The sequence below is a fragment of the Thiococcus pfennigii genome (genome assembly GCF_016583835.1).
GTDB classification, from domain to species: Bacteria; Pseudomonadota; Gammaproteobacteria; order Chromatiales; family Chromatiaceae; genus Thiococcus; species Thiococcus pfennigii.
The window spans coordinates 39,143-56,627 of record NZ_NRRW01000024.1 but is presented as its reverse complement, the minus strand read 5'-3'; the positions used below and the strand labels follow the sequence as shown (position 1 = coordinate 56,627).

The 17,485-nt window shown below is 68.6% G+C and carries 21 protein-coding genes; 6 read left to right on the top strand and 15 right to left on the bottom strand.

What is annotated here, in order from left to right:
- Window positions 1–21: 21 nt before the first annotated feature.
- The 10 genes from tnpC to hoxE form a co-directional block, all read right to left on the bottom strand.
- Entirely contained in the window at window positions 22–1,608 is a 1,587-nt protein-coding gene (tnpC, locus tag CKO41_RS09875) for an IS66 family transposase (RefSeq protein ID WP_200382044.1), read from the bottom strand.
- Between the two features lie 9 nt (window positions 1,609–1,617).
- A complete protein-coding gene (tnpB, locus tag CKO41_RS09870; protein WP_200382042.1) occupies window positions 1,618–1,980 on the bottom strand; it encodes an IS66 family insertion sequence element accessory protein TnpB in 363 nt (120 codons plus the stop codon).
- Window positions 1,980–2,282, bottom strand: a complete 303-nt coding sequence (gene tnpA, locus CKO41_RS09865; protein WP_200382040.1) for an IS66 family insertion sequence element accessory protein TnpA — start codon at window positions 2,280–2,282, stop codon at window positions 1,980–1,982. The genes tnpB and tnpA overlap by 1 nt, the downstream gene beginning before the upstream one ends.
- 225 nt (window positions 2,283–2,507) lie before the next feature.
- The gene (locus CKO41_RS09860) at window positions 2,508–2,738 is read right to left on the bottom strand and encodes a type II toxin-antitoxin system Phd/YefM family antitoxin (RefSeq protein WP_200255446.1); all 231 of its coding nucleotides are present in this window, start codon (window positions 2,736–2,738) and stop codon (window positions 2,508–2,510) included.
- Window positions 2,739–2,923: 185 nt separating this feature from the next.
- Window positions 2,924–3,457: a hydrogenase maturation protease gene (locus CKO41_RS09855; RefSeq protein WP_200382037.1), complete on the bottom strand. Its 534-nt coding sequence runs from the start codon at window positions 3,455–3,457 to the stop codon at window positions 2,924–2,926.
- Window positions 3,458–3,460: 3 nt separating this feature from the next.
- Window positions 3,461–4,888 (bottom strand): Ni/Fe hydrogenase subunit alpha, encoded by a 1,428-nt coding sequence (locus CKO41_RS09850; protein ID WP_200382035.1) that lies wholly within the window; start codon window positions 4,886–4,888, stop codon window positions 3,461–3,463.
- 55 nt (window positions 4,889–4,943) lie between these two features.
- Entirely contained in the window at window positions 4,944–5,498 is a 555-nt protein-coding gene (locus tag CKO41_RS09845; protein WP_200254566.1) for an NADH-quinone oxidoreductase subunit B family protein, read from the bottom strand.
- Window positions 5,495–6,226 (bottom strand): bidirectional hydrogenase complex protein HoxU, encoded by a 732-nt coding sequence (gene hoxU, locus CKO41_RS09840; RefSeq protein WP_200254564.1) that lies wholly within the window; start codon window positions 6,224–6,226, stop codon window positions 5,495–5,497. Before hoxU ends, CKO41_RS09845 begins: the two co-directional genes overlap by 4 nt.
- A gap of 75 nt (window positions 6,227–6,301) precedes the next feature.
- Window positions 6,302–7,912 (bottom strand): NuoF family protein, encoded by a 1,611-nt coding sequence (locus tag CKO41_RS09835; protein WP_200382033.1) that lies wholly within the window; start codon window positions 7,910–7,912, stop codon window positions 6,302–6,304.
- 3 nt (window positions 7,913–7,915) lie between these two features.
- Window positions 7,916–8,410, bottom strand: coding sequence for a bidirectional hydrogenase complex protein HoxE (gene hoxE / locus CKO41_RS09830; protein WP_200254560.1), 495 nt, complete (start codon window positions 8,408–8,410; stop codon window positions 7,916–7,918).
- A gap of 240 nt (window positions 8,411–8,650) precedes the next feature.
- Here hoxE and pssA point away from each other — a divergent pair, with 240 nt between their 5' ends.
- Complete coding sequence (gene pssA / locus CKO41_RS09825) at window positions 8,651–9,403, top strand: CDP-diacylglycerol--serine O-phosphatidyltransferase (RefSeq protein WP_200254558.1); 753 nt, start codon at window positions 8,651–8,653, stop codon at window positions 9,401–9,403.
- Window positions 9,404–9,611: 208 nt separating this feature from the next.
- Here pssA and arfB read toward each other — a convergent pair whose 3' ends face one another.
- A complete protein-coding gene (arfB, locus tag CKO41_RS09820; protein ID WP_200382031.1) occupies window positions 9,612–10,031 on the bottom strand; it encodes an alternative ribosome rescue aminoacyl-tRNA hydrolase ArfB in 420 nt (139 codons plus the stop codon).
- A 468-nt stretch (window positions 10,032–10,499) separates the two neighbouring features.
- On the opposite strand from arfB, the gene crcB reads away from it, so the two are divergent.
- Together crcB and CKO41_RS09810 are read left to right on the top strand one after the other, a co-directional pair.
- Complete coding sequence (gene crcB, locus CKO41_RS09815) at window positions 10,500–10,889, top strand: fluoride efflux transporter CrcB (protein WP_200251410.1); 390 nt, start codon at window positions 10,500–10,502, stop codon at window positions 10,887–10,889.
- A gap of 7 nt (window positions 10,890–10,896) precedes the next feature.
- A complete protein-coding gene (locus CKO41_RS09810; RefSeq protein WP_207143956.1) occupies window positions 10,897–11,271 on the top strand; it encodes a putative PII-like signaling protein in 375 nt (124 codons plus the stop codon).
- Between the two features lie 468 nt (window positions 11,272–11,739).
- On the opposite strand, the gene trxA is transcribed toward CKO41_RS09810, so the two are convergent.
- The gene (trxA, locus tag CKO41_RS09805; protein ID WP_200382030.1) at window positions 11,740–12,603 is read right to left on the bottom strand and encodes a thioredoxin; all 864 of its coding nucleotides are present in this window, start codon (window positions 12,601–12,603) and stop codon (window positions 11,740–11,742) included.
- A 160-nt stretch (window positions 12,604–12,763) separates the two neighbouring features.
- Here trxA and trxC point away from each other — a divergent pair, with 160 nt between their 5' ends.
- The 3 genes from trxC to arsB all read left to right on the top strand — a co-directional run bounded on the left by trxC (window position 12,764) and on the right by arsB (window position 14,876).
- Window positions 12,764–13,198: a thioredoxin TrxC gene (gene trxC / locus CKO41_RS09800; protein WP_200382029.1), complete on the top strand. Its 435-nt coding sequence runs from the start codon at window positions 12,764–12,766 to the stop codon at window positions 13,196–13,198.
- 132 nt (window positions 13,199–13,330) lie between these two features.
- Window positions 13,331–13,765, top strand: coding sequence for an arsenate reductase ArsC (locus tag CKO41_RS09795; RefSeq protein ID WP_200382028.1), 435 nt, complete (start codon window positions 13,331–13,333; stop codon window positions 13,763–13,765).
- Window positions 13,766–13,769: 4 nt separating this feature from the next.
- Window positions 13,770–14,876, top strand: a complete 1,107-nt coding sequence (gene arsB / locus CKO41_RS09790; RefSeq protein WP_200382027.1) for an ACR3 family arsenite efflux transporter — start codon at window positions 13,770–13,772, stop codon at window positions 14,874–14,876.
- Window positions 14,877–14,966: 90 nt separating this feature from the next.
- Here the strand turns inward: arsB and CKO41_RS09785 are convergent, their stop codons facing one another.
- The 3 genes from CKO41_RS09785 to modC all read right to left on the bottom strand — a co-directional run bounded on the left by CKO41_RS09785 (window position 14,967) and on the right by modC (window position 17,429).
- Complete coding sequence (locus tag CKO41_RS09785) at window positions 14,967–15,461, bottom strand: arsenate reductase ArsC (RefSeq protein ID WP_200382026.1); 495 nt, start codon at window positions 15,459–15,461, stop codon at window positions 14,967–14,969.
- A gap of 66 nt (window positions 15,462–15,527) precedes the next feature.
- Window positions 15,528–15,881 carry a metalloregulator ArsR/SmtB family transcription factor gene (locus CKO41_RS09780; protein WP_200251400.1) on the bottom strand — a complete coding sequence of 118 codons (354 nt, stop codon included), beginning with the start codon at window positions 15,879–15,881 and terminating at the stop codon, window positions 15,528–15,530.
- Window positions 15,882–16,307: 426 nt separating this feature from the next.
- Complete coding sequence (modC, locus tag CKO41_RS09775) at window positions 16,308–17,429, bottom strand: molybdenum ABC transporter ATP-binding protein (protein ID WP_200382025.1); 1,122 nt, start codon at window positions 17,427–17,429, stop codon at window positions 16,308–16,310.
- Window positions 17,430–17,485: the final 56 nt, after the last annotated feature.

Here is a 17,485-nt window from a genome sequence, read left to right as displayed (position 1 = left end):
GTAACCGGCAACTGAGCGGCGTTATTGCGTCGCCGGCGCCGATCGGCTGAGGTCCGAGCGCAGCGGGTTGTCGGCGAACTGCGGCTTCCACAGCCGCGGGGTCAGCAGGTGGACCTCGGAGGCCGGATGCTGGTCGATGCGCTGGAGCACGTCGACGAGGTAGACGTAGGGGTCGATGTCGTGCAGCTGGCAGGTGACGATCAGGCTCTGGAGGGTGGCGACGGCCTCGGCGCCGACCTCGGTCCAGCAGAACAGCCAGTTCTTGCGCCCCATGGGGATCGGGCGCAGGGCACGCTCGAGGTGGTTGGTGTCGATCGGCACATCGGGGTCGTCGAGGTAGACGCGCAAGGCCTCACGGCGCTGTAGGGCGTAGTGCAGCGCCTTGGTGAGCGGATTGCTCGGCAGCAGCGCGGCGCGCTCGACCTGGGCCTCGGCCCAGGCGAAGAAGTCTTCGACGACGGGCTTGGCGTGGGTGAGGCGATAGTCGCGCTTGGCCTCGCCCCGTAGGCCCTGCTCGCGGATCGCCTTCTCGCAGGCGTAGAGGGCGCCGATGCGCTCCAGGGCCTCGGCCGTGGCGGCGGGCTCGATGTCCTTGGCGCGCTCGAAGGTGCGTCGGGTATGCGCCCAGCACTGGGCATGAATGAGGCCCGTGCGCTCGGCATAGCGCGCATAGACCTCGTACCCATCGCTGATGAGTACCTCGCCCGATACCCGCTTGTCCCCGAGCCCCTCGCGCACATGCATCGCGGCACGCGAGGGTCGGTAAAGGAAGACGATATCGCCGCCCCCACCGTCATCGGTATCGCCCCAGATGGGCCAGAAATACCCCCGCTTGAGCTTCCCCGGCCCTTGGCGCCCGGCCTTGATCGGCGTCTCATCCATCGCCTTGACCCGCGCGGCGCGGATCCCGCTCAACTGGGCGGCCACGATCGGGGCCAGCAGCCAGGCCACGGCCAGCACCTGCTGAGTCAGCCACTGGCGACTGACTTCGACGCCGGCGGCGAGCAGCCGCTGATGCTGGCGATACAGCGGCAGGTGATAGAGGAACTTATCAATGACCAGCCCGACGAGGAAGCTGACATCGGCCCGCCCCCCTTCGAGCACGCCCACCGGGGCCGGCGGGCAGTGCAGACTCTGATCGTCCTTGCGCTTGATCAGCGGGCGCACGTATTTGAGGATGACGTAGCTGCCCGGGCGCTGGGCGAGGCGGTGGCTGATCTTCTCGCCGATGACCTCGTAGTCCTCGGGGGCGAGCCCTTCGGCCTCGGGATTGGGCACCAAGATGACCTCGACCGGCACCCGCTCGGGGTCGAAGAACAACGGCTCCTCGCCATTGTCCTCGGCCGTTTCACGGCGGGGCCGGCGGCGCTGGTGGGCACCGACCGGGGCGCTGGCGGCAGGTGGCGCCTCGGGGCGACCAAGTCCCTCGCCGAGAGACATCTGCTCAGGGGGTGGCTCGCCATGGCGACGCTCGGACTTCTCGCCGAAGATCTGGCGCTGAAACCAGGCCAGCTGCTGCTCGAGCTGGGCGATGCGCGCGAGCAATTCCGCGCGCTCGGCGGGCCACTCCGGCGGGGCGTCGAAGATGTCACAAGCCTCTGATGTCATGAGGAAATTCTACCAGATTGCGGTTCTCTTTTCACCTTCTCGTGCATAGCGCAAACGCCGTCGCGCCGGCTCGATGCCCTCCAACAGCAGCCGCAAACCGGTGACATCGAGCTCCCGATCCTGACCTCGGCGCCAATCACTGATCAAGCGCCCGCGCTCCAGGCGCTTGCACCACAGACAGAAGCCGCTGCGGTCCCAGTAGAGCGCCTTGAGATAATCACCGCGGCGGTTGACGAAGACGAACAGATGCCCCGACAGCGGATCCTGAGCCAATGCCTGCTGGGTCAGGGCGATCAGCCCGGTGAAGGACTTGCGCATGTCGACCGGGCGGCCGTGGAGAAAGACCCGCACGCGACCTTCGGGGAAGAACATTACCCACGCCTCAGGCGCAGCGCGACGCCGTCGCTGAGGTCGAGCTCAAGGTCCCAGGATGCGGTATCCGTCTTCGCCGGCCTCGACAGCCGGCCGAGATCGAGAAACTCAGGGGTCGGCCCACGCGGCTCGGGCACGCTCGGAGCCACGCCGCGCAGGCGCTTGCGCCAAAGGTAGAAGCTGGTGGTGCTGATGCCCTCGGCCGCGCAGAAGGCGGCGGTGCTCAGCGAGCTGCACTCAGCGCGCGAAATGAGGGCTTGCCAGTCGGCGCGGCTGCGTCGCACGCGGGTGGTCGTGGCCATGGTGGTCTCCTGTCGTGATCGATGACAGAAGCCATTGTCCGCATCGCGCGCGGGCGGAGAAGAACGCCGCTCAGTTGCCGGTTACGGCATTTCTCCCGTACCGGACAAGTAGGACCCCGGGACCTGTTACCCAGGGACTTGCGTGGCCTGCAATGGCTACCATAGCCGCATGATCCCTAAGGTATCGAACAGCAGGGCGTGGGTATCGAGCAACAGGCGCATCCCTTACTCCCAGGCGCTCAGCTCGGCCTCGGGCAGGGGCTCGAAGAACCGCTCGTCGACCCGCGCCCGTCCCGCCAGGGTACCGAATCGGCGTCCTGAACGCGCCGGCGGGATGGCGGTCAAGCGAGCGACGGGTATACCGGCCTTGGCGATGATGACCTCCTCGCCGCGACTGGCTTGATCGATGAGCCGGGACAGTTGGGTCTTTGCTTCGTGGATATCGACTTGCTGCATGCGCTACTCCGGACAATCTTCGCCAGGTAGACCGAGCCGAGCTTGGCACGATCGGCCGTCATCCCCCTTTGCGTTACGAAGCGGGCCCGCATGAGAAGGCCGGATTCGGAAAGAGCCGGAATCTTGCCCGGCTGAGACGGGCAGAGAGGCCGTGATCTGGGCGCGCCGTCCCGATTCGACCGCGATCAACTCGTCATCGAGCCGTCACCGAAGGCGTTCGAGACGACCGGTTGTCCATCGATGCCGGGCGGCTCGGCAATCAACCCGCGCACCCGCGCGGCCAGCGCCTCGACCGCCCCGGCAACGGGCTCGCTGAGCCCGAAGTGGGCGAATGCGAAGCTGTGTCCGGGGGTCGAGACGAGGTAGGCGGGCGGGTGGTGGTCGTAGAGGGCGGCGGCCCAGGCGAGGAGCTCGCGGGGGTCGAGGGCGTGGGCCATCGGGGCGATGGTCGTGGGGTCGGCGGCGAGCGGGCGGCAGTGGATCTCGCCCGGTTCGCCGTCGGGGGTCGCGTCGATGAAGATGACGAGGTCGGCGGCGCAGATGTCGGGGACGAGGTCGGCGGTGAGGATGTGGCGGGCGAGGATGGTGACCCCGGCCGGGACGCCGTCGCGTTCGAGGCGCTCGGCGACGAGCGGGCCGATCGCGTCGTCGCCGCGGATCGGGCTGCCGTAGCCGATGACGAGCGCGCGGCGCACCGGGGTATCGGAGGGTGCCAACACCGCTCAGCCTCGCCGCACGGTGGCGAGGATCCGCCCGGTCGGGTCGGCGACGTCGACCTGGAGCGGCATCTGGCCGAAGGCGTGCGAAGCGCACGAGAGGCAGGGGTCGTAGCAGCGGATCACGGCCTCGACGCGGTTCAACATGCCTTCCTGGACGTTGGCGCCGTCGACGTAGGCCTCGGCGACCTGGCGGATGCTCGCGTTCATCGCCAGGTTGTTGTGGCCGGTCGCGATGATCAGGTTCATCCAGGTCAGGAGGCCCTCGTCGTCGATCCGGTAGTGGTGGATCAGGGTGCCGCGCGGGGCCTCGGCGACGCCGATGCCCTCGTTTTGGTTGCTGCGGGCGCGCGCGCGCACCCGGTGGTCGAGGATCTGCGGGTCCTTGAGCAGGCGCTTCATCATCTCCAGCGCGAAGATGATCTCGACGAGCCGCGCGTAGTGGTAGTGGAAGCTGCTGCTGATCGGCCCGGATTCCTGGAGCGTGCGGAATTCGGCCAGCGCGACGTCGGCGTAGGGCGTGCCGCACGACTCGGCATTGTTGAGTCGCGCCAGCGGGCCGACCCGGTAGATGCCCCGCGGGTAACCGAGCGGCTTGTAGTAGGGGAACTTCATGTAGGAGAAGTCTTCGACCGCCTCGCCGATCAGGCGCTGGTACTCGCTTGGCGGCACCATGTCCTCGAGGATGTGGCCGTGGGCGTCGGTGATGCGGATCAGCCCGTCGTAGTGCTCGAGATCCCCCTCGGGCGTGATCAGGCTCAGAAACAGGGTCTGGAGGTCGCCGAAGTGGCGCGCCTCTTGATGGAATTTGGGCACCAGGGTCTTGAAGAAGGCGTAGCTCTCCTTCGCGATCTCCAGCCCCTCGGGCAGCAGCGCGAGCATCGCATCGCGCTTCTCGGCCGTCAGTGGCTCGTTGACGCCGCCGGGCACGACCCAGGTCGGGTGGATCTTCTTGCCGCCGAGCATCTCGATGATCTGCTGGCCGATCTGGCGCAGGCGGATGCCGTCGCGCGCGAGCTGCGGGTGGCCCTGCATGACGCCGAAGATGTTGCGGCTGGCCGGGTCCGAGTCCCAGCCGAGCAGGAGATCAGGCGAGGAGAGGTGGAAGAACGACAGCGCGTGCGATTGGACGAGCTGGGCCAGGTTCATGACCCGCCGCAGCCGCTCGGCCGTGGCCGGGATGCCGACGCTCAAGAGATCGTCGCAGGCCTTGTTCGAGGCGAGCAGGTGGCTCACCGGGCAGATGCCGCAGGTGCGCGCCGTGAGCGCCGGCATCTCGCGGTAGGGGCGGCCCTCGCAGAACTTCTCGAAGCCGCGGAACTGGGTCAGATGGAAGCGGGCGTCGCTCACCTTGCCGGCGTCGTCGAGCTGCAATGTGATGCGGGCGTGGCCCTCGATGCGGGTGACGGGCTCGATGGTGATGGTGCGGCTCATGGCGGTGGTCCCCGGATGGTGGCCCCTGATGGTGGCTCAGGTGATGGCGCTCGGCTCAGGCCCCGAAGCGGGTCAGGTCGCTCGGCCTTGGCGTGCGCCCGGCGAGGAGCTCGCCGAGGACGTGCCAGATGGTCTCGGCCGACGGCGGGCAGCCGGGGATGAAGAGGTCGACGGCGACGGCGGCGTGCACCGGTATCACGGTCTCGCGCAGGGCCGGCACGTCCCGGGTCGGGAGCTGCGGGTGCAGCGTGACCGTCTCGCGGTAGGCGCGATCGATGACGTCGGCGAGCTTGAAGTGGTTGCGCAGGGCCGGGACGTTGCCGGTCACCGCGCAGTCGCCGAGGCTGATCAGCCGCTTGCAACGACGTCGAAACTCCTGCGCCCGGGCCAGGTCGTCCTCGTTGCTGATCGCGCCCTCGAGGATCCCGATGTCGACCTGCTCGGGCAGGGTCTTGGTATCGACGAGCGGGCTGTAGACGATCTCGATCTGGCGGGCCAGCTCGATCAGGCGCTCGTCGAGGTCGAGGAACGACATGTGGCAGCCGGAGCAGCCGTCGAGCCAGGCGGTGGCCACCCTGATCTTCGCCGGGTTCTTCGCCGGGGCGCTCATCGGTTGTGCCTCCTGCGGGTGATGTAGGGAAGGAAGTGGAGGTCCTTGGTCATCTCCCCGACCGAGGTGCCCTGCTTGACCAGCGCCCCGGTCGGGCAGACCTGGACGCACTTGCCGCAGCTCGTGCAGGTGTCGCTCGCCCCCCAGGGGCGGTTCATGTCGGTGATGACCCGGCAGTCGCTGCCGCGGCCCATGACGTCCCAGGTGTGGGCGCCCTCGACCTCGTCGCAGACGCGCACGCAGCGGGTGCAGAGGATGCAGCGGTTGTGGTCGACGCGGAACATCTCGTGCGAGGCGTCGACCTCGTAGGCGACGTGGCGGTAGGGCACGCGGACGTGGTCGAGGCCGTAGCGCTGGGCGAGGGCCTGGAGTTCGCAGTGGCCATTGGAGACGCAGACCGAGCAGACGTGGTTGCGCTCGGCGAAGAGGAGCTCGAGGATCGTGCGCCGGTAGCGCTGTAGGCGCGGGGTATCGGTGTAGATCTGCAGGCCCTCGGCGACCTGGGTCGCGCACGCGGCCACCAGGCGCGGTGAGCCGGCGAGCTCGACTAGGCACAGCCGACAGGCCCCCCAGGTGCTCAGCCCCTCGAGGTAGCACAGGCTCGGGATCGGGATGCCGTTCTCGCGGGCGACCTCGATGATGGTCTCGTCCTCGCGGGCCGAGTAATCCCGGCCATCGATCTGGAAGGTGACGACGCGGACATTGGTGGGCGGGGCAGGGATGGGCATCGATCGGCTCCGGAGATGGCGGACGCGCTCGGCTGGGGGCGGCGGCCAGCGGTAGGCCGGGCCGTTCGTCAGGTCCTAGACCTGCGCTGCGGCCAGCCGTTCCTCGTACTCCTCGCGAAAGTAGCGCAGCGTGCTCAGGACCGGGTTCGGCGCGGTCTGGCCGAGGCCGCACAGGCTGGTCGCCTGGACCATGTCGCAGAGCTCTTCGAGCAGGGCCAGGTCCTGGGCCGAGCCCCGCGCCTTGGCGATCTTGTCGAGCAGGCCGTGCATCTGCAGGGTGCCGGCGCGGCACGGCACGCACTTGCCGCACGACTCGCTCATGCAGAACTCCATGAAGTAGCGCGCCACGTCGACCATCGACGAGGTCTCGTCCATGATGATCATGCCGCCCGAGCCCATGATGGTGCCGAGCTCCCGCAGGCTGTCGTAGTCGACCGGGATGTCGAGCATCGCCGCCGGCAGGCAGCCGCCCGACGGGCCGCCGGTCTGCACCGCCTTGAAGGCCTTGCCACCGGGGATGCCGCCGCCGATCACCTCGATGATGTCGCGCAGCGTCGTGCCCATCGGCACCTCGATCAGGCCGGTGTTGCGGATCGTCCCGGCCAGCGCGAAGACCTTGGTGCCCTTCGAGCGTTCGGTGCCGATGTCGGCGAACCAGTCGCCGCCCTCGCGGATGATCGGGGCGATGTTGGCGTAGGTCTCGACATTGTTGATCAGGGTCGGATAGCCCCACAGGCCGGCCTGGGCCGGGTAGGGCGGGCGAGGTCGCGGCTGGCCGCGCAGGCCCTCGATCGAGGCCATCAGCGCCGTCTCCTCGCCGCAGACGAAGGCCCCGGCGCCGAGGCGGATCTCGACGTCGAAGCTGAACTGGGTCTCGGCGATGCGGTTGCCCATGAAGCCAGCGCGCTTGGCCTTGCGGATCGCCGTCGCGATGCGCTCGACGGCGAGCGGGTACTCGGCGCGTACGTAGACGTAGCCCTTGTTGGCGCCGACCGCATAGGCGGCGATCGCCATCCCCTCGAGGATGCGGTGGGGGTCCGACTCCAGGACCGCGCGGTCCATGAAGGCCCCGGGGTCGCCCTCGTCGGCGTTGCAGATCACGTACTTCTGCCCGGGGGGCATCTTGGCGACCGTCGACCACTTGAGACCGGTCGGGTAGCCGCCGCCACCGCGCCCGCGCAGGCCGCTCTTGGTCACCTCTTGCACGACCTCGGCCGGGGTCATCTCGGTGAGGGCCTGGATCAGCGCGAAGTAGCCGCCGGCGGCGACATAGCCCTTGAAGCTGTCCGGGTCGATGATGCCGGCGTTGGCCAGCACGATCCGCTGCTGGCGGGTGAAGAAGGGCTGATCGGTCGGACAGCGCAACCGTTCCACCGGCTGCCGGCCGACGCTCGCGAGGATGTCGGGCGCATCGGCGGCGCGCACGTCGCGGTAGAGGACCGGTGCCTCGTTGGGCGCGGCGACCTCGGCCACGGCGACGAGCGGGCCGGCCGAGCACAGGCCCATGCAGCCGACCGCCTTGACCCGGCACGCGTCGCCCTGGCCGCCCTCGCTCAGCGCGGCGAAGACCGGCTGGGCGCCGGACGACTGGCAACTCGCCGCCATGCAGACGCGCACCTCGTGCTCGACGCCGGCGCTCTCGGCCCGGTACTCCTCGGCGCGCTCGAACATGTCATCCAGGTGCATGGCTCACTCCAGCCTGTTCAATTCGGCGACCAGCGCGTCGGGCGTCTGCTTGCCGAGGACCGCGCCGTCGAGGACCACGGCCGGGGCCAGGCCGCAGGCGCCGACGCAGCGCGCCGTGAGCACCGAGAGGCGGTCGTCGGGCGTCGTCTCGCCCGGGACGACGCCGAAGCCCTGCTCGACGCCCTCGATCAGCCCCCCGGCGCCCTTGATGTAGCAGGCCGTGCCGGTGCAGACGACACAGGCGTGGCGACCCTTGGGTTTGAGGGTGAAGAGGTGGTAGAAGGTCGCGACGCCGTAGACCTTGCTCGGGGGCAGGTCGAGCGACTCGGCGACGAAGCGCAGCGAGGTCTCGTCGAGATAGCCGAAGGCGTCCTGCACCGCGTGCAGGGCCTCGATCAGGGCGTGGCCGGCGTAGCCGTTGCGGCGCATTGCGGCGTTGACGAGCTTCCAGCGCTTGTCGGCGTCGGGCGGGGCGGGCTTGGTCTGCTGCAATGCCATGGCTCCTCGGGATCTGACGGTGGCGCCTGGCGGCGGTCCGATGCGGGCGGTGGATCGGTTGCGACCTGTGAACGGGCCGATGTCTGGCGGTTGGCCTCGATCCGGGCAGGCGCCATTGTGCCTGGCGGTCATTACAGCCCGAACGGCAGGCGCAGCGCATCCGGGCTTGTCCGGCTTTTTCCCCTGGGGCGGGCGCGGCTATACTGACGGACGCCTGCTGGCCTGGGGACCCCTGCATCGATGGAAGAGCCGCTCATCCCGCCGAAACGCCGCCGTGGCATCTACCTGCTGCCGAACCTCTTCACGACCGCCGCCCTGTTCGCCGGTTTCTACGCGATCCTCGCCGCCGACCAGGGGCGCTTCGAGGCCGCGGCCCTGGCGATCTTCGCGGCTATGGTCCTCGACGGCTTCGACGGGCGCATCGCCCGTCTGACCAACACCCAGAGCGATTTCGGCGCCGAGTACGACAGCCTCTCGGACATGGTCGCCTTCGGGGTCGCCCCGGCGCTCGTCGTGTACCACTGGACGCTCGAGACCGCCGGCCAACTCGGCTGGCTCGCCGCCTTCGTCTACACGGCCGCCGCGGCGCTGCGCCTGGCGCGCTTCAACACCCAGGTCGGCATCGCCGACAAGCGCTATTTCCAGGGCCTACCGAGCCCGTCGGCCGCGGCGATCGTCGCCGGCGGGGTCTGGATCGGCGACGTCTACGGCGTCCCGCGCGACCTGTGGTTCGTCGCCCTGACGGCGACGCTGCTGACCGGGACTGCCGGGCTGCTGATGGTCAGCAACTTCCGCTACTACAGCTTCAAGGACCTGGAGCTGCGCGGCCGCGTCTCCTTCATCCTGGCCGTGCTCGTCATGCTGACCTTCGCGGTCGTCTCGATCAACCCCCCTGTCGTCCTTTTTTCGGGCTTCCTGGTATATGCCGTCTCGGGTCCGATTTGGACCCTGGCACGCCGTCGACAGCACCGCGAGCGGCGCCGGCCGCACTGAGGCCGCTGTCGGACTGCGGCGCGCCTAACCCGACGGCCTCGCACCCGAAAAAGAGATATCGCGCAGAGACGCAAAGGCGCAGAGAAGGAGAAGAGGGGCGTACTGGTGACATCGACCAATGCCTTCTCTTCACTTTGCGCCTCTGCGTCTCTGCGCGAGCCCGTAGGTCGCATGAGCCCTGTAGGGTCCGCTGTGCGGACCGTTCGTGCTAGTCGTCGACGGGCGTCCCGCGCTGGCGCTTGGTCGCGGCGCGCTGACGCTTGCCGGCGAGGCGTCGCTCCTTCGCCGCGCGGGTCGGGCGGGTCGGCTTGCGCAGCGTCGGGGCGCGGCCGGCGCGTCGGATCAGTTCGGCGAGGCGCTCCAGGGCATCGGCGCGATTGCGCTCGCGGGTGCGGAAGCGGTGGGCCTCGATGGTCAGGATGCCGTCGTTGCCGACGCGCCGCCCGGCGAGGCGGATCAGTCGCTCGCGCACGTCCTCGGGCAGGGCGCTGAAGCCGCCCAGGTCGAATCGCAGCTGGACCGCGGTCGCGACCTTGTTGACGTTCTGCCCGCCCGGTCCCGGGCTGCGCACGAAGCGCTCCTCGAGGTCGCGTTCGTCGACGGCGATGTCGGGGGTGATCTGGATCATCTGGTTGTGTCGCTGTCCGGGCGGCCTTTCGCCGCCTCGCGGGCCGTGGGAGAATCGCCGAGGCACCTCGGGCGGGGGAGCGGTAGCGGTCCTCGCCGACTGCACCGCGTTCGCCTCATGGGCGGTTCCAGAACAACGGGGGGCGTACCTCTGGGCCGCCAGGCGGACGGGACCCCGCCCCCATGGTCGCGCGCGCCACTTGATTTTTCACTCGTTACTTGGTGACGATTCAAGAACGACCGGAGGCTCTTCTTGGAACTACGAAACACGCGGAATAAGCGAAAAGGATGGATGAACACAGGAGCACCTGCTGTCTTTTCGCGACTTTCGTGTATTTCGTAGTTTCTTGTCGTTCGCGCTTGTGTCGGCTGTTTTCGAACCCTTCCGAGTGTTCGATCGGCCCGCGTCGTCAGTTTACCGCCGGCCGGCGCATCGCGTGTCGCCGGCGACCGTCGCCAGGACCTGTCCATGTGGAGATCCGTGCTCGCCATCGCCGCCGGCGCCGCCCTCGGGGCCGTCTTACGGTGGCAGTTGGGCGCCAAGCTCAATGCCCTCTTCCCGACCATCCCGCCGGGCACCCTGGCCGCCAATCTGATCGGCGGCTACCTGATCGGCCTGGCGATCGGCTTCTTCGCGACCATGACGGCGCTCGCCCCCGAGTGGCGCCTGTTCGTCATCACCGGCTTTTGCGGCGGGCTCACGACCTTCTCGACCTTTTCGGCCGAGATCGTCACGCTTTTGCAGCAGGGCCGGCCGTCGTGGGCCCTGATGGCCGTTGCGCTGCACGTCGCGGGCGCGGTCCTCGCGACCGTCGCCGGCATCGTCAGCGTTGCCTGGGTGCGCCAGCTCGGCGGCTGACGGATCCATGCCAACCGATTCGGAGGTGACCACCGTGGACGGCTGCTTCATCCGTTTCTACCTGCACGAGGATCAGCGCTGCCATGGTCGGCTGGCCTGGGAGTGGCTGCTCGAGCAGGCCAATCGGCTCGGCATCCGCGGCGGGTCGGCCTTCCGGGCGATTGGCGGCTTCGGCCGTCATCACCAGCTTCACGAGAGCCGCTTCTTCGAACTGGCCGGGGCGTTGCCGGTGCAAGTGGACTTCATCGTCTCGGACGCCGAGTCCGCACGCCTGCTCGAACTGGTCCGCGAGGCCGGCCTTCGGGCCCCTTACGCCCACATCCCGGCCCGTTTCGGCGTCATCAATCCGGAGCCGGGCGAGCCGCCGACCGAGCCCGAGTGACGATGCAAGAACAATCGAAACGGGTGCGGTCTTCGCATAATGTGTAAGATTCAATAAGAACTACGAAATACGCGAAAGACACTGGTTGACGGAACGTTTCTGCTCGATCTTTGGGTTGGCGACCGACATCGACCAGCACACCGAGCGGCTGACCGAAAGCGCTGCTCCTTGAACAGGATGTCCCCGGGGCAGCGTTTCGCGCGTTTCGTCGTTTCTGATCCTCCTAAGGCGACCTCCTGCGCACCGAAGGCACATTGTTCGAAGACCACATCCACCGAAACGGCGGCGGACCGGGTCGCTGAGGTCGCGAAGCGGAACAGCGCGACCAGGGAGCGCTGCGCCCCGTAGGAGCCGGCTTGCCGGCGATCCCCACGGTCCGATGGCAATGCCGATCGCCCGCAAGCGGGCTCCCACCGGTGCCGGCGAGGCGCGCGTACCGATCGCCGAACCCGGACTCGGCGCGCTTCGTCAGAAGAGGACCGCGGTCATGCGGTTGCGGTAGCGCTTGACGAGTTCGCCCTCGCCGCCGAGGAGGTCGAAGACCATGACCATGCCCTTGCGCGCGGCGTCCTCGCCCCAGGCGCGGTCGCTCTTCAGGAGTTGGAGCAACTCCTCGAGCGCGCCCTCGTAGTCGCCGGCGACGACCCGATGGGCGGCCGACTGGTAGCGCGCCTCGCTGTCCTTCGGGTTGGCCGCGAGGCGCTCGCGCAGCGCCTCGGCCGACGGGGCGCCGGCGAGGATGCTGGAGAAGCGCAGTTCCCCGCGCAGCGCCGCCACCTCGGGGTCGTGGGCCAGCTCGAGCGGGACTCGCTCGAGCAGCGCCTCGGCCTCGGCCGTGTCGCCGCGGGCCGCCGTCAGGCGCACCTCGGCCAGGTGCAGGCGGGCGTTCTCCGGGTCCTTCTCGCGCGCCTCGGCGATCGCGGCGGCGGCCTCGTCGAGGCGGCCGGCGCGCAGCAGCTGTTGGGCGCGCTCCACCAGCCCGGCGGATGCGCGGGGGATGTGGCGGTCGAGGAAGTCGCGGATCTGCGCCTCCGGCAGGGCCCCCATGAACTGGTCGATCGCTTGGCCGTCCTTGAACAGTTGGACCGTCGGCAGGCTGCGGATGCCGAAGTAGGCGGCCAGGTCGCGTTCCGCCTCGGTGTCGACCTTGGCGAGGATGAACTTGCCGCCATATTCGTTGGCCAGCTTCGCGAGCAGCGGCATCAGCGCCTTGCAGGGGGCGCACCAGTCGGCCCAGAAGTCGACCAGTACCGGGACCCGGTAGGAGGCCTCGAGGACATCCTGGCTGAAGGTCTGCGCGGTGACTGTGACGATGAAGGGTGAATCGGCCATGAGACTTGTCGCTCCCGAAGCTCTTGAGGAAAAATCAGGCGAGCAAAATAGGCGCCTTGTTCGGGCGAATCAAGGCGGCGCACCGTCGGTCGGGCCGCGGCGTCGACCGCGGGGAGCCTGTCGCGCGAGTGTCTCGGCGAGTGAATCGGGGGAGGTTGGGATGAGCGAGAGTGTCCATGTCGTCTGTCCGCACTGCGATGCGGTCAATCGCGTGCCGCGTGCGCGGCTCGCCGCCGGCGCCAAGTGCGGCCGGTGTCACGCCCCCCTCTTCGCGGGGACCCCGGTGGCGCTCGACGAACGCCGCTTCGCCACGCACCTGGGGCGCAGCGATCTGCCACTGGTCGTCGACTTCTGGGCGCCCTGGTGCGCGCCCTGCCGGATGATGGCGCCGATCTTCGAGGAGGCCGCGCGCACGCTGGAGCCGGGTGCCCGCTTGGTGAAGGTCGATACCGAGCAGGCCCAGGGGCTGGCGATGCAGTTCGCCATCCGCAGCATCCCGACGCTGGCCGTCTTCCGCGGCGGCCGCGAGGTGGCCCGCACCGCCGGCGCGATGGACCTGGCCTCGCTCCTCGCCTGGGTGCGCCAACACCTCTGAGCGGCCGCGGCGGCGGCTGCGCCGCATCGCGGTCGGAGCCCTCGCGCCGTCCTGTATATCCGCTCTCGTATATATGGCCATGGGAATATAATCGGCGGCGTTGCCGTTTTGCACGCTGCCAGAGGAATCCCCATGCAAAAAGCCCCGCCGACGGTCCTGGTCCTCTGTACCGGGAATTCGTGCCGCTCGCAGATGGCCGAGGTGCTTCTCAACCACGACCTGGCCGGGCGGGTGCGCGCGCGCTCCGCCGGCACCCGGCCGCAGCCCCGCGTGGCCGATGGCGCGCTCGCCGCGCTGCGCGCGATCGGCCTGCCGACCGATGGTCTGGTGCCCAAGGACGTGGAGGCCGTGATCGACGAGCCGATCGATCTGGTGGTCACCGTCTGCGACAAGGCCAACGAGGTCTGCCCGGTCTTCCCGCGCCCCGTGCCGCGCCTGCACCTGCCTTTCCACGATCCGCACGGCGAGCCGCTGGAGTCCTTCATCGCGGTGCGCGAGGCGATCCGCGCGCGGCTGGTCCCGGCCGTCGCCGAGGCGCTGGGGCTCGCCCCGGGCGCCGGGGGCTGATGCCATGTCGGTGCAATGCGACGTCTCCGTCAAGCAGGCCGCCGGGGCGCCGATGAGCGTCTTCGAGCGCTGGCTGACCCTGTGGGTCGCCCTCTGCATCCTGGTCGGCATCGGCCTCGGCCAGCTCGTGCCGGCGCCGTTTCGGTTCCTCGGTCAGCTGGAGGTCGCGCAGGTCAATCTACCGGTCGGCCTGCTGATCTGGGTGATGATCATTCCGATGCTGATGAAGGTCGACTTTGGCGCGCTGGGCCAGGTGCGCGCGCATTGGCGGGGGATCGGCGTGACCCTCTTCGTCAACTGGGCGGTCAAGCCCTTCTCGATGGCGCTGCTGGCCTGGCTCTTCATCCGCGTCCTCTTCGCCGACTGGCTGCCGCCCGAGCAGCTCGACAGCTATGTGGCCGGGCTGATCCTGCTCGCCGCCGCGCCCTGCACCGCGATGGTCTTCGTCTGGAGCCGGCTGACCGGGGGCGATCCCTACTTCACGCTGTCGCAGGTCGCCCTCAACGACGTCATCATGATCTTCGCCTTCGCGCCGATCGTGGGGCTCCTGCTCGGCCTGTCGTCGATCCTGGTGCCCTGGGACACCCTCCTGACCTCGGTGGTGCTCTACATCGTCGTGCCGGTCATCATCGCCCAGCTCTGGCGCCGGCACCTGCTCGCGCAGGGGCAGGGGCGCCTCGACGCGACGCTCGAGCGGCTCGGGCACGCCTCGATCGTCGCGCTGCTCCTGACCTTGGTCCTGCTCTTCGCGTTCCAGGGCGAGCAGATCCTCCGCCAGCCGCTGATCATCGCCCTGTTGGCGGTGCCGATCCTGATCCAGGTCTTCTTCAACTCGTCGCTCGCCTATCTGCTCAACCGGGCGGTCGGGGAGCGGCACAGCGTCGCCTGTCCCTCGGCGCTGATCGGGGCCTCGAACTTCTTCGAACTCGCGGTCGCGGCGGCCATCGCGCTGTTCGGCTTCCAGTCCGGTGCGGCCCTTGCGACCGTGGTCGGGGTGCTGATCGAGGTACCGGTGATGCTGTTGGTCGTGCGAGTGGTCAATCGCACCAAGGGCTGGTACGAGGCCAATGTCCCGGTCGGCCGCAGGGTGGCCCGAGCGGAGGACGCCTGATAGACGGTGCGACCGGCCAGGCGCGCGCCATGGAGCGCCTGGCCGGTCGCGGGCGACCCCATGGGGCGGCAGTGCCGCCGGTCGATGCGCTCAGGTCGTGCCGATGCGCTCGATCTCTCGCTGGAGCCTGAGTCGGTCGAGCGAGGCGAAGGGCAGGGCGACGAAGATCTTGATGCGATTCTCGATCTCGCGCAAGGCGGTGCGGAAGGCGTTGAGCCGGGTCAGTTCGTCGCCCTCGACGGTGGCCGGGTCCGCCGTGCCCCAGTGGGCGGTCATCGGCTGCCCGGGCCAGACCGGACAGAGCTCACCGCGGGCCTTGTCGCAGACGGTGAAGACGAAGTCCATGGCCGGGGCGTCCGGCTGGGCGAATTCCGCCCAATCCTTGCTGCGCAGTCCCTCGGTCGAATAGTTGTTGCGCCGCAGCACCTCCAGTGCCAGCGGGTGCACCTCGCCCCGGGGGTGGCTGCCGGCGCTGAAGCCGCGGAAGCGACCGCCCCCCCAGCGCTCGATGAGGCGCTCGGCGAGGATGCTGCGTGCCGAGTTGCCGGTGCAGATGAACAGGACGTTGTAGGTCTCTTGGCTCATGCGACCTTCCCGTGACTCCTCACGATGAAGCGGTGACCGGGTGCGCCGAGCCAGCGCGGCTCGGGCTCAGGCGCAACGCGCGGTGCTGGGACGGGCCGGCATCCTGGCCAGCGCGCGATCATCGTCGGCGAACGGCCCCAGGTGCGCGACGCCGCGCAGGGTCTCGCGCAGGACCCCCTCGACCCAGGCGGGGATCCCCGGATTGACCCGGTAGTGGATCCACAGCCCCTCGCGCCGATCGACGACCAGTCCGACCTCGCGCAGTTGGGCCAGGTGCCTGGAGATGTGCGGTTGCGCTGCGCCGATGGCCTCGGTCAGCTGGCAGACGCACAACTCTTCGTGCCGGAGCAGCAGCACGAGGCACCGCAGGCGGGTCTCGTGGGAGAGGGCACCGAAGAGCTCGGTTGGTCGAATCTCCATGGGAATATATACCGTCAATAAAATATACAGGCAAGTGAAGATTTTATTGCGGTCCCCAGGTCGCGTCGAGTGCGATGCTGGCGGCGTCGCGAATGACGGCTGCGGCGGAGATGCTGGAACCGGCGCGTTGCGGGAGCCTGTCCGAGCCCCAGCATCCGCCCGGTGTAACCGACGAGGACTCATGACAACCGCCGCCTGGGTTGCGCGCCCATGGGCGGCGCCAGCCGAAGCCTCGCACCTCGCCCGGTGCGGCGGCGATCCGCCTCGGGAGCAGGATGACCTCTGGGACGATGAGCGCGCCACTTGAATCTGAAAACGGCGCTTGACCGCTTCATCATCGCTTCAAGTCATCGAAATCCCGAATACGCCCCCGCGCGGCGCACCTCGGGCACCGTCCAACTGTCGCTTTATGGGTTGAATCGTTCCTCAGTCCATCAGGGCTACGGCCTTGACTTGGGCGAAGACCTCTTGTCCCTCCCGCAGGCGCAACCGGTCGCGCGAGTGGCGGGTGATGCGCGCGAGCAGGGGCGTCGCCTTGCTGGCGCCGGTGCAGAGCTTGACCAGGACCTGGGCCTGTTCGATCTCGCGCATCTCCAGGATGCGGGCTGGCAGGATGTTCAGGATGCTGGAGGTGCCCGGCTCGTCGAGGGCGAGACTGACGTCACGCGCATGAATGCGCACGCGCACCGAATCATGGATCTCACGATCGACACGCGCCACGGTCAGGCGCCCACCTGGAATCCCCAAGTGCGTCAGCGCATAGTCGACATCGTGACCGAGGATGACCCCTTCGATGATGGCGCTCGCCTCCTGATCCTGGGCTAGCGCCAGATCGAGCCGGCTGAACACGTCGGCTACCGGACCCAGCGCGCGCACCCGGCCCTCTTCCATCAGTACGACCGTGTCGGCCAGTCGGGCGACTTCGTCCGGCGCGTGGCTGACATAGAGCACAGGGATCTCCAGTTGGTCGTGCAGCCGCTCCAGATAGGGCAGAATTTCCAGCTTGCGCTTGAGATCGAGCGCCGCGAGTGGCTCATCCATCAGCAGCAGCCGTGGCTGGACCGCCAAGGCGCGGGCGATGGCCACGCGCTGCCGCTCGCCGCCCGAGAGTTGGTGCGGACGGCGCTCGAGCAGGTGGGCGATGCCGAGCAACTCGACGGCCTGCGTCAGCGCTTGGCGATCCATGGCGTTGCCCACGCGCCTCATCCCGTAGGCCAGATTGCCGCGCGCGCTCAGGTGCGGGAACAGGCTCGCCTCCTGAAAGACATAGCCGAGCGGGCGCTGATGTGTCGGTCGAAATGTCCGCCCGTCCTGCCAGACATCGCCATTGACCTTGAGATGGCCGTCGCGGACCTGGATCAGTCCGGCGATGAGCCGCAGCAGGGTCGTTTTGCCCGAGCCCGAGTGGCCGAACAGGGCCGTGACCCCGCGCCCCGGCAGTTGGAGATCCACATCGAGCGAGAATTCCGCGTAGTCGAGATGGAAGCGCGCCCGGATCTGGTCGGAGCCGAGGGCGTCGGCGGCGAGCGCATGTCGCTCAGTGGGCATGCTGAGACACCTTGATTGCGGAGATGAGAAGGATCATGCCCAGGGCCGTGATCAGG